The organism is Geodermatophilus sp. CPCC 205761 (assembly GCF_051383655.1).
Classification (GTDB): Bacteria; Actinomycetota; Actinomycetes; order Mycobacteriales; family Geodermatophilaceae; genus Geodermatophilus.
The window spans coordinates 20713-31081 of the sequence record NZ_JALPKQ010000055.1 but is presented as its reverse complement, the minus strand read 5'-3'; the positions used below and the strand labels follow the sequence as shown (position 1 = coordinate 31081).

11 protein-coding genes are annotated in these 10369 nt (G+C 73.0%); 8 read left to right on the top strand and 3 right to left on the bottom strand.

Annotation, left to right across the window (positions count from 1 at the left end; translation table 11 throughout):
- Window positions 1-233: 233 nt before the first annotated feature.
- On the bottom strand, window positions 234-1499 hold the full coding sequence (locus tag MY526_RS23510; RefSeq protein ID WP_436695235.1) for a 3-deoxy-7-phosphoheptulonate synthase: 1266 nt from the start codon (window positions 1497-1499) through the stop codon (window positions 234-236).
- Window positions 1500-1756: 257 nt separating this feature from the next.
- Between MY526_RS23510 and MY526_RS23505 the strand changes: the two genes are divergently transcribed.
- Together MY526_RS23505 and MY526_RS23500 are read left to right on the top strand one after the other, a co-directional pair.
- On the top strand, window positions 1757-2245 hold the full coding sequence (locus MY526_RS23505; RefSeq protein WP_436695234.1) for a hypothetical protein: 489 nt from the start codon (window positions 1757-1759) through the stop codon (window positions 2243-2245).
- A 56-nt stretch (window positions 2246-2301) separates the two neighbouring features.
- Window positions 2302-2751 carry an ester cyclase gene (locus MY526_RS23500; protein ID WP_436695233.1) on the top strand — a complete coding sequence of 150 codons (450 nt, stop codon included), beginning with the start codon at window positions 2302-2304 and terminating at the stop codon, window positions 2749-2751.
- 39 nt (window positions 2752-2790) lie between these two features.
- Here the strand turns inward: MY526_RS23500 and ilvA are convergent, their stop codons facing one another.
- Window positions 2791-4074, bottom strand: coding sequence for a threonine ammonia-lyase IlvA (ilvA, locus tag MY526_RS23495; protein WP_436695232.1), 1284 nt, complete (start codon window positions 4072-4074; stop codon window positions 2791-2793).
- 97 nt (window positions 4075-4171) lie between these two features.
- Here ilvA and MY526_RS23490 point away from each other — a divergent pair, with 97 nt between their 5' ends.
- The gene (locus tag MY526_RS23490) at window positions 4172-4495 is read left to right on the top strand and encodes an SRPBCC family protein (RefSeq protein WP_436705190.1); all 324 of its coding nucleotides are present in this window, start codon (window positions 4172-4174) and stop codon (window positions 4493-4495) included.
- A 40-nt stretch (window positions 4496-4535) separates the two neighbouring features.
- Here the strand turns inward: MY526_RS23490 and MY526_RS23485 are convergent, their stop codons facing one another.
- The gene (locus MY526_RS23485; protein ID WP_436695230.1) at window positions 4536-5114 is read right to left on the bottom strand and encodes a TetR/AcrR family transcriptional regulator; all 579 of its coding nucleotides are present in this window, start codon (window positions 5112-5114) and stop codon (window positions 4536-4538) included.
- A gap of 235 nt (window positions 5115-5349) precedes the next feature.
- On the opposite strand from MY526_RS23485, the gene MY526_RS23480 reads away from it, so the two are divergent.
- From MY526_RS23480 to MY526_RS23460, 5 genes are all read left to right on the top strand, one after another.
- A complete protein-coding gene (locus MY526_RS23480; protein WP_436705189.1) occupies window positions 5350-6705 on the top strand; it encodes a flavin monoamine oxidase family protein in 1356 nt (451 codons plus the stop codon).
- A gap of 26 nt (window positions 6706-6731) precedes the next feature.
- A complete protein-coding gene (locus tag MY526_RS23475; protein ID WP_436695228.1) occupies window positions 6732-7028 on the top strand; it encodes a hypothetical protein in 297 nt (98 codons plus the stop codon).
- Between the two features lie 56 nt (window positions 7029-7084).
- Window positions 7085-8590, top strand: a complete 1506-nt coding sequence (locus MY526_RS23470; RefSeq protein ID WP_436705188.1) for an APC family permease — start codon at window positions 7085-7087, stop codon at window positions 8588-8590.
- A gap of 34 nt (window positions 8591-8624) precedes the next feature.
- Window positions 8625-9458, top strand: a complete 834-nt coding sequence (locus MY526_RS23465) for a MoaF C-terminal domain-containing protein (RefSeq protein WP_436705187.1) — start codon at window positions 8625-8627, stop codon at window positions 9456-9458.
- A 128-nt stretch (window positions 9459-9586) separates the two neighbouring features.
- A complete protein-coding gene (locus tag MY526_RS23460; RefSeq protein ID WP_436695225.1) occupies window positions 9587-10369 on the top strand; it encodes a DUF899 family protein in 783 nt (260 codons plus the stop codon).

Sequence of the window (10369 nt, the reverse complement as noted above, 5' to 3'; positions counted from 1 at the left end):
CCCGCTGCAGCTCGGCGGCCTTCTGCGCCCGGGTCAGCAACGCCACCGGCAACCGCCCGCCCACCAGCGGCCGCTCACCCAACCAGCCGACCAGCACCTCCTCGATGCCGGTCTGCTCCACCGCCGCCGAAGTCACGAGTCGAACACACGTTCGACCTACGACGGTTTCCGGCTCCGCGAGCCGGGCCTCACGGAGTCGGGGCCGAACGGGTGAGCGCAGGTCGTCGCCGAGCTCAGCCGGCCCGCCGGGCTCCGTCCCCGACACCGACGTCGCGCCGCGCCCGGGCGGCGCGCGCGAGCTCGTCGAGCAGCGCCGCGGTCGTGTCGAGGTCGACGCAGGCGTCGGTCACGCTCTTGCCGTACTCCAGTGCGTCGGGGTGCTCCTGGTCCAGGTCCTGACGGCCGGCGACGAGGTTGCTCTCCACCATCACGCCCCGGATCGCCTGCTGGCCGGCCGCGATCTGGCCGGCCAGGTCGTGCACGACGTCGATCTGGCGCAGGTGGTTCTTCTGGCTGTTGCCGTGCGAGGCGTCGACCACGACCACCGCCGGCAGGCCGCGGTCCCGGAGCCTCGCCGTGGTGTCGGCGATGTGGGCGGCGGAGTAGTTCGGCCCGTTCCGGTCCCCGCGCAGGATCACGTGGCCGGTCTCGTTGCCCGTCGTCGACAGCTGGGCGGTCATCCCGTGGCGGTCGACGCCGAGGAACTCGTGCGGCGCCCGCGCGGAGACGACGGCCTGGACGGCGGCCTCGATGCTGCCCTCCGGTGAGTTCTTGAAGCCGATGACCGACGAGAAGCCCGACACCCGCTCGCGGGCGGTCTGGTCGGTGACGTTGCGCGCGCCGACGCCGTTGTAGGTCACCAGGCCGTCGAGGTACTGCGGGGTCAGGGCGTTGAGCGGCTCGGCGGCGACCGGGACGCCCATCGCGGTGATGCGGCACATGAGCATCCGCGTCGCGATCAGGCCGACGCTGATGCGGTTGGAGCCGTCGAGGTAGGGGTCGTAGGCGAAGCCCTTCCAGTCGACCTCGGTCCGCGGTTTCTCCGTGTACGCGCGCATGACGATCTCGAGGTCGTCGCCGTGCCGCTCCCGCATGCGACCGAGGAAGGCGGCGTACTCCAGCGTGGCGACCGGATCGTGGATCGAGCACGGGCCGGCGATGACGGCCAGCCGGCCGTCGGCACCGGCGACGATGTCGGTCATCGCGCGGCGGCCGGCCCGGGTCGTGGTGGCCGACCGGGCCGACAGGGGCACGATCGTCGCGACCGCCTCCGGGGTGACGACGATGCTCAGGCCGGCGATCCTGGCGTTCACCAGGCCGGTCAGGTCGACCGCCTCGGCGTCGTCGTAGCCCAGCCGCCGCCGGACCTCGGGCAGGAGTTCGGACTGGGTGGCGTCCATCTGCCGGTTCACCCGGCTCTGCACGTCCAGCAGGTGGTCAGCGATGTGGCTCGCCGCGTCCAGGATCTGCTCGGCCGGGATGTCGGCGTGCTGTGCCATCGTGCCTGCTCCTGGGAAGCCTCGGGCAGCCGCGTCGCTCGCGACCGGGGGACCGCCCGGCGACTCGCGCGCCGGACGCCGCCCCAGTCTGCCCGAGCACCGGGAAGCGTCCGGCGTCCGGTGGATCCCGGAGCGCGGGAGGATCCGAGACCGCCTCGGCGCGTTCAGGGGCCAACGGCCCTGCCTCTGGGCGGAGAGCGGGCGGACAGTCGTGCCACCCGGCCGACGGACCCACCCCACCTGTCGAGGAGACCGCCATGGCGCACCGACGCACCCTGCGGGCCGCAGCACTCGGGACCACCCTGCTCGCCACCGCGCTCGTCGTGCAGGCGGCCACCGCGAGCGCCGACCAGGACGATTCCCGCGGCTCCGGGGGCGAGGAGGTCACGCTCGAGTTCGCCGTCGTCACGAGCCCGTTCTCCTACACCGATCTCGGCGTCCCGGGACCGTCCGCGGCCGACGTCATCGTCTTCAACGACGTCCTGGAGCAGGACGGCCGGCCGGTCGGCCACGAGGTGGGCAGTTGCGTGGTGGTCGATCCGTCCGGGCTGGCGAACTGCACCGCCGTCGTCACCCTCGACGGGCAGGGGACGATCGCCTACGCGTTCGAGAACGCGCCGCCACCGGAGAAGACCCTGGCGATCACCGGGGGGTCCGGCGACTTCCGGGCCGCCCGGGGAGACGGCGTCTTCGTGGAGAGCGGGGAGGAGACCGGCACGCTGACCCTGCGGGTGCGGCTGCGCTGACGGTCCCGAGCCCCCACACGGACAGTGGGGGACCTCTCGACCCCGATGGAGGAGTCATGGCAACGACCGCGAACCAGCCCCTGTCCGAGTCCACCGCCCGTGCCGCCTTCGACCGCTTCGGTGCGGCCTGGGTGGACGGTGACATGTCGGGTGTCGAGGAGCTCTTCGCCGACGACGTCACCTACCACGTGCCGCCGTTCCCGGACATGGGCAAGGCCGAGCTCCTCGACTTCATCGCCGGCTTCCGGGCCGGCTTCCACGACTTCGAGTTGTTCCACGACGAGGACGTCGTCGCCGGCTCCACCTCCGTGCACCGGTGGCACTGCGCCGGCACGTTCGCCGGGAAGGCGCCCCTGCTGCCGGTGGAGCCGACCGGCCGGCACACGACCGCGAGCGGCAGCCTGGTCTTCCACTGGTCGAACGGCAGGGTGACCGAAGCCTGGCACTTCGGCGACTGGATGGGGTGGCTGACCCAGGCAGGGGTCCTGCCCCCGCTGGCCCCCTGAGCAGCGTCGTCGGGTCGCCTGTCGCCCCGGGGTCGACCGTCAGACCAGGAAGCGGTAGGCGGTGGTCCCCGGGGCCAGGTGCTGGATGCGCAGCGGGCTGTCCTCGATCCGGGCCAGCAGCGCGGGCAGGCTGGCGGCGCTGCCCAGCTCGATGCCGGTCAGCGCGGCGCCGGTCTCCCGGTTGTCCCGTTTGACGTACTCGAACAGCACGATGTCGTCGTCCGGGCCGAGGACCTCGTCGAGGAAGCGGCGCAGCGCACCCGGCTCCTGGGGGAACTCGATGAGGAAGTAGTGCTTGACCCCCTTGTGGACCAGGGACCGCTCGACGACCTCGGCGTACCGGCTGACGTCGTTGTTGCCGCCCGAGAGCAGGCACACCACCGTCTGGCCGGGCTCCACCGCGACCAGTCCGCCGGCCAGCGCGGCGCTGGCGAGGGCCCCGGCGGGCTCGGCGATCACCCCGTCGACCTGGTAGAGGTCGAGCATCTCGGAGCAGATCTGCCCCTCCGGCACGGCGACCAGCTCGGCACCGGAGTCGCGGACCAGCGGGTACGTCACCTCCCCCACCCGCCGGACGGCGGCGCCGTCGACGAACGTGTCCATCTCGGGCAGCTCGACCGGCCGGCCGGCGGCCAGCGCGGCGGCCATGCTCGCCGCCCCGGCCGGCTCCACCCCGACCACCCGGGTGCCGGGGCTGTGCAGCCGCAGCCAGGTCGCGCAGCCGGCCAGCAGCCCTCCCCCGCCGACCGGGAGGACCACGACGTCCGGCCGCCGGTCGCCGCACTGCTCCAGCAGCTCGACGGCGACCGTCGCCTGGCCGGTCACGGTGGACAGGGCGTCGAACGCCGGCACCAGCGTGGTCCCGGTGGCCGCCGCGTGCGCCGCCGCCGCGGCCGCCGCCTCGTCGTAGGAGTCGCCGGTGACGACGAGCTGCACCACGTCCCCACCGAGCGCGGCGATCCGCTCCCGCTTCTGCCGCGGGGTCGTCCCGGGGACGAAGACGTGGCCGCGCACCCCGAGCACGCGGCAGGCGTAGGCGACGCCCTGTCCGTGGTTGCCCGCGCTGGCGCAGACGACGCCGGCCGCCCGGTGCCCGGCGTCGAGCCGGCTGATCGTGGTGTAGGCGCCGCGCACCTTGTAGGAGCGGCCGATCTGGAGGTCCTCGCGCTTGAGCCGGACGTCGGCTCCCGTGGCCGCCGACAGCCGGGCGTTGCGCTGCAGCGACGTCACCTCGGCGATGCCGGCGAGCCCGCGGGCGGCCGCCCGCACCTCGGCCGTGAACCGCTCGTGGTCCGGCACCGGCAGCCGCGTCGAGGTCGTCACGTCACCATCCTGGACGGCGGCCGTCGCGGCGACCGCGCCGGGACGGGTCCCGCTGCGCTCCTCCCGGGCGACCAGGGCGGCGACGATCGTGCGGAGGGTGAGGCCGGGCTCGTCGCTGGACGGGCGCAGCGGCGGGGACCGCCTCCCCCGGCTGACCGACGAGCAGGCCCGGCACACGCTGTACCTCGTCCTCGCGCCCGACCTCATCACCCTGGAGCCGGACTGCGTGATGACCCACCGGCTGGTCCCGCTGGCTCACGGCGAGACGTTCGTCGAGTGCTCGTGCCTGTTCCCGCGCGAGGTGGCGGAGCGTCCGGGCTTCGACCCGTCGTACGCGGCGGCGTTCCGGGACATCACCAACCGGCAGGACTTCGCCGCCCGCGAGTCGGTGTACCGGGGCATCCTCAGCAACGGCGGTTGAGCTGGGACGCCCGCCGGCCGCTGGGCCGGGAGGGCCTCCGTCAGCGCAGCCGCCCCAGCAGGCTCCGCAGCCGGTCGATGGCCGCCTCGGTCGCGGCGGTCTCCCCCAGGCAGACCTGCTGGAACACCAGGCCGTCGAGGGCCGCGAAGACCAGGTGCACGAGGTCCGGATCGTCGGGCAGGCCACAGGCCTCGAGCTCCGTGCGGAGAGCCTCCCGGTAGGCCAGGTAGAGACGCTCGACGTGCGGTCGCAGCTCGGGTCGCCGGCGCGACTCCAGGATCAGCTCGTACTGGAAGACGGCGTCGTCGGTGTCCTGCTCGAACCAGGCGCTGACGCCCACGAACAGCGCGTCGACGTCGCCGCTCCCGGGCGCCGAGCTCAGCGAGGCGATGCCGTGGTCGAGGGAGAACTGCAGCGCCTCGTCGAGCAGCGCGTCCCGTGAGCCGAAGTGGTGCGCGACCAGGCCGTGCGCGACACCCGCCTCCGCGGCCACCGCGCGGTACGTCAGGTGGCGCAGCCCCCGCCTCGCGCCGACCCGCACGGCTGCTGCCAGGAGGGCACTGCGGCCCTCCCCGTACCGGGGTCCCCCACGATCCGGGACTGCCTCGACCACCGTCATGTTCCCCGCTCCTCCCCCGCGCCCCTGCTCCGAACCGGTGCGCCTGCTCCGACGCCAAGGATGCCGCAACGAATTTTGGCTGTCCACTTGACCAGTTCTGGGCCCGTGCGGCATCTTCTGTGCCAGCGGTCACAACTGTCCATCTGGTCAGCGACCGTCGCAGACACCGCCCGCGGCTCCGCCCGGCCCATCCAGCAGGTCCCCCGGGACACCAGCGCCTCGTCGAGGAGATCCCATGCCCTCCACCCAGGACGCCGACGTCATCGTCATCGGCGCGGGTTTCGCCGGCGTGACCGCCGCACGCGAGCTGCGGCGACACGGCCACCGCGTGCTCATCGTGGAGGCCCGCGACCGCATCGGAGGCCGGACCTGGACCGAGCGCCGGCTCGGCCGCGACCTGGAGCTGGGCGGCACCTGGGTGCACTGGGTCCAGCCGCACTCCTGGGCCGAGCTGAGCCGCTACGGCATCGACGTCGTCGCCTCGCCGACGCCGGTCGACGGCTTCTGGATCACCGGCGGCGAGCTGCACCGGGGCACCGCCGACGAGCTGCTGGAGCTCCTCGACCGCGGGATGAGCGCCAGCACCGAGGAGGCCCTCACCTGGTTCCCGCGGCCCTACGAGCCGTTGCTCCTGGGTGACCGGCTCCGGGACATCGACGGGACGTCGATCCGGCAGAGGCTGGAGCAGGCCGGCCTGACCCCGGGCGAGTTCGACGCCGTCGAGGGCATGTGGGCCACCAACTTCAACGGCCCCACCGACGTCGGCGGCTATGCACAGGCGCTCCGGTGGTGCGCGCTGGCCGGTGGCAGCTGGCAGCTCATGTTCGAGGCCTGCGCCACCTACAAGATCGTCGGTGGCACCCGCCGCCTGATCGAGGCGATGCTGGCCGACTCCGGCGCCGAGATACGTCTCGGCGCGCAGGTCACCGCGGTGGCCCAGGACGGCGGCGCGGCCACCGTGTCCCTCGCCGACGGGGCGACCCTCACCGCGGCCGCCGTGGTCGTCACCCTGCCCCTCGACGTGCTGGACAGCATCACCTTCGACCCGCCGCTGTCGGACACCAAGCGGCGGGCCGCCCACCAGGGCCAGACGTCGACGGGCACCAAGATCTGGGCCCGGCTCCGCGGCGAGCACCAGCCCTTCGTCGCGCTCGCCCCCGGCTCCGCGCCCCTGACGCTGTGCCAGGTCGAGTCCGTCGAGGACGGCACCACCGTGGTGGTGGCCTTCGGGGCCGACAGCCGGCGACTCGACGGCACCGACCGGGCCGCCGTGGAACGGGCCCTGCGCGGCTGGCTGCCCGACGTCGAGGTCCTCGAGGTCGCCTGCCACGACTGGGTGGCCGACCCGTTCTCCGGCGAGACGTGGCCCATGCAGCGGGTCGGCCAGCTGACCGGGGCCCTGGCGGAACTCCAGCGCCCCGAGGGCCGCGTGGCCCTGGCCGGGGCCGACTACGCCAGTGGCTGGGCCGGCTTCATCGACGGCGCCATCGAGAGCGGAATGCGCGCCGCCCGCCACGTGCACGACCTGATCGGCGCCCCCGTGCGCCTCGCGACCGTGCCCGCCCCGAGCCCGGCGCTCGCCGGGTCCTGAGTCCCCACCCGCAGAAGGAGCCCACCGTGTCGCAGCACCTCGTCGAGTTCGTCCACCTCCGCGTCCACGAGGGCCAGGAGGAGGAGTTCCTCGCCAGCCGGCCCGGCGCCGTGGCCGCCGTCGCGGCCGCCATCCCCGGCTTCGTCGCCGCACCGGTCATCGCCAGGGGCGAGGACGGCCTCTGGACCGACGTCTGGATCTACGACAGCACCGAGCAGGCCGAAGCGGCCAACGCCAAGGCCGCGGACATGCCCGAGTTCCTGCGGATGGCCGCGGTCAGCGAGGTCGTCTCCATCGACATGGCCTGGATGCCGGTCGACTGACCGGCCGCCCCTCGACGCCGCTCGCACCGACCCCCACTCCCCCGAAGGACGCCACCATGACCCCCACGCACGACGAGGTCGAGGCCACGCCCCACCTCCACAAGACGCTGACCTGGAAGGACGGGCTCGCCCTGTCCATCGTCAGCGTGAACGGACTGTTCGTCACCCTGGGCTTCGCCGTCGGCGTCCTCGGGGCCTGGACGGCGATCGCCATCTGGATCACCGGAACCGTCATCGGGCTCCTGCAGAACCGCCTCTTCGCCGAGCTGGCCGCGATGTTCCCCGGGAAGTCGGGCGGCGTCGCCCGCTACGCGATCGAGGGCTGGAAGCGGTACTTCGCACCGCTGGGCGCGATCGCCTCCTTCGGGTACTGGATCGGCTGGTCCCTGGCGATCGCGGTGACCGCGTCCGCGCTCGGCGGCATCATCCAGGCGGAGTGGTTCGCCGGCTCGACGTCGACGGTGTCCTTCCTCGGCAACGAGCTCGGTCTCGGGCACGTCTTCGCGATCATCTCGGTCTGGGCCGCCTGGGCGGTCAACTACGTCGGCATCCGCCTGGCGGCCACGGTGAACAAGGTCGTCGGCGTCATGGTCACCGTCGCCCTGGTGGTCGTCGTCGTGGCCGCGCTCGTGCAGGGCCAGTGGGACGCCGCCAACCTCACCTGGGGTCCGGGGGCGACGTTCAGCGCCGTGATCGTCTGGTTCTACATCACCGCGTGGACCACCTACGGCGTGGAGATCGCCGCGTCCTTCGCGCCCGAGTACAAGGACACCGTCCGCGACACCGCCAAGGCGCTGAAGGCGACGTCGACCTTCATGCTCATCGCCTTCGTCGCCATCCCGATCGGGGTCACCGGCGCGATCGGCGAGGGGACGCTCACCGAGAACCCCGTCGGCTACATCACCGTGGCGTTCGACCAGCTCTTCGGCGGCCAGGGCTGGATCGGGACCCTCGTCCTCGTCTTCTCCCTGTGGCTGGCGATGGTCTCGACCACGGCGGACGGCGGCCGGGCGCTCTACGGGCTGGCCCAGGAGGGCATGACCATCCGCCAGCTCGACTGGCTGAACCGGTGGGGCGTCCCGGGGCGCTCGCTCACCATCGACGCGGTCATCAACACCGCGCACCTCCTGCTGCTGTCGTCCCCGGTGGCGATCCTGCTGGCCAGCAACCTCGGCTACATGACGGCGATCACCCTCGGCGTCGGCGCCTTCCTCCTCCTGCGCAAGGACCGGCCCGGTTGGCCGCGGCCGATCCGCCGCGGGCGGATCTGGATCCCGGTCGCGACGGTGATCTTCGTCCTCAACGTGTTCATCACCCTCTGGGGCGCGACGCACCCGTCCGACGCCGGCTACGGCGGCATGCGGGAGTCCCTGATCGGCATCGGGATCCTGGCGCTGTCGGTGGTGCTCTTCGTCTACCGCCAGGTCGTGCAGGACAGGCGCCCCATCCAGTGGCGGGACCTCAGCGAGGACTCCCCGAGCCCCGAGGCGATCGCCGCGGCCGCTCCTCCGTCCGCGGCACCCACGGTCCGGGACGTCCCCGGCGTCACCCCCCGCTCCTGACACCCCCGACCCGCACCGATCCGGAGGACCTCCGATGACCACCGCCACCACCTTCAGCTGGGCCAAGGACGACTGGACGTCGCTCACCGAGATGGCCGACGGCTTCGACGAGTACCGCCCGCCGCTCTCCACGGCGCTCGAGGGACAGCGCCTGGAACTGCGGTGCCGTGTCCCCGACGACCTCGGCTCCGATGTCACGCTGGTGCACGAGTTCGGCGCGGAGACCCTGCGGTGGACGTTGCAGGAGGGCGGCGCCACCCGGGAGGGCACCGAGACCCACGAGCTGTTCGAGATGCAGCCGGGCCTGTTCTTCCTGCACTACCGCCGCAGCGGCGAGGACCACCCCGTGGTCGTGACGATGGCCCTCGACACGCGCAGCGGCCAGGCGACCGGCGCCGTCGGCGAGCTCGGGCTGGAACCGGACCCGCACCTGGCCCGTCAGCAGTGGTTCCAGGGACAGCTCGCCGACTCCGACGCCACCGCCGGCGGCGCCCACCCGCGCACGACCGAGCTGCTCGGCCACCGGATCCGCTACGCGTACAGCAGCGACGACGTCTACGACCACGTCTACCTCAACCAGCACCTCTTCACCTGGATCTGCCTCGGCGGCGCCGAGCTCGGCGTCGGGGACACCGACCGCGCGACCTACTGGAAGCTGCGCGAGCAGACCTACCTGTTCTCCTGGCTGGAGAAGAACGTGGGCGTCGAGGGGATGGTGCTCATCGACCTGGCGGCGCGTCGCACCGTGGGCATCCAGTTCGGTCTCGACCAGGCGACCGGCGACCTGGTGAACATCACCATGGGTGCCCACGCCCTCGACCTGGGGCGGGTGCCCGGCGTGGACGAGAGCCGACCGGGTCCTGCCTGACGATCCGGGATCCGGTCCGGCCCGGCCGACGGCCCCGCCGCGATGAGTTCCGGCGGGGCCGTGGGTCTGTCCTCGTGTCGGAAGACGTCGGACGACGGCGTCCGGCACCAGACACCACGGAGGACGCCATGACGACCACGCCGAGGAACCCGACCACCGCGCTGCCCGGCCGCCCACCCGTCGTCGACCTGGCCACCTGGCAGGCCGCCCGGAACGAGCTCCTGGTCCGCGAGAAGGCCCACACCCGCGCGGGCGACGCCCTCGCCGCCGACCGCCGTCGGCTGCCGATGGTGGAGTTCGACGGGACGGTCGAGGTCGTGGGACCCGACGGCCCGGTCCCGTTCCTGGACCTGTTCCAGGGGCGTGACGAGCTCGTGGTCTACAAGCACATGTGGTACGACGGCGCGCCCCACCAGGGGCAGTGCGAGGGCTGCACCATGACGACCTGGCAGCTGAAGGACGCCGTCTACCTCAACGCCCGCGGCGTCTCGTTCGCCATCCTGACCACGGGCCGGTGGGACGAGGTGGCCGCCTACGTCGAGTTCATGGGCTACACCCAGCCCTGGTACTCCGTGCGCGACGTGGACGAGCCGGTCGGCGGCGCGATGGGCTACCTCACCAGCTACCTGCGCGACGGCGACCGCGCGTTCCTCACCTACTCCACGACCGGCCGTGGCAACGAGCCGGTGGCCGGGTCGTTCGGCCTGCTCGACCGGACGCCGTACGGCCGCGGCGAGGCGTGGGAGGACAAGCCCGAGGGCTGGCCCGAGGGGAGTCACCCGTGCTGGTACTGGCGTTCGGACGCGGACGGGAACCCCACCTGGGGCCCGACCAGCCGGCCCGTGCCGCAGTGGACCCGCCCCGGCGCGACCCCCGTGGAGACCCTCGGCCGGCACGGCGACCACCACTGA

Coding starts and splice junctions, on each gene's coding strand:
- MY526_RS23510 (WP_436695235.1), bottom strand. CDS start 1,499: ATGGCACAGCACGCCGACATCCCGGCCGAGCAGATCCTGGACGCGGCG.
- MY526_RS23505 (WP_436695234.1), top strand. CDS start 1,757: ATGGCGCACCGACGCACCCTGCGGGCCGCAGCACTCGGGACCACCCTG.
- MY526_RS23500 (WP_436695233.1), top strand. CDS start 2,302: ATGGCAACGACCGCGAACCAGCCCCTGTCCGAGTCCACCGCCCGTGCC.
- MY526_RS23485 (WP_436695230.1), bottom strand. CDS start 5,114: ATGACGGTGGTCGAGGCAGTCCCGGATCGTGGGGGACCCCGGTACGGG.
- MY526_RS23480 (WP_436705189.1), top strand. CDS start 5,350: ATGCCCTCCACCCAGGACGCCGACGTCATCGTCATCGGCGCGGGTTTC.
- MY526_RS23470 (WP_436705188.1), top strand. CDS start 7,085: ATGACCCCCACGCACGACGAGGTCGAGGCCACGCCCCACCTCCACAAG.
- MY526_RS23465 (WP_436705187.1), top strand. CDS start 8,625: ATGACCACCGCCACCACCTTCAGCTGGGCCAAGGACGACTGGACGTCG.
- MY526_RS23460 (WP_436695225.1), top strand. CDS start 9,587: ATGACGACCACGCCGAGGAACCCGACCACCGCGCTGCCCGGCCGCCCA.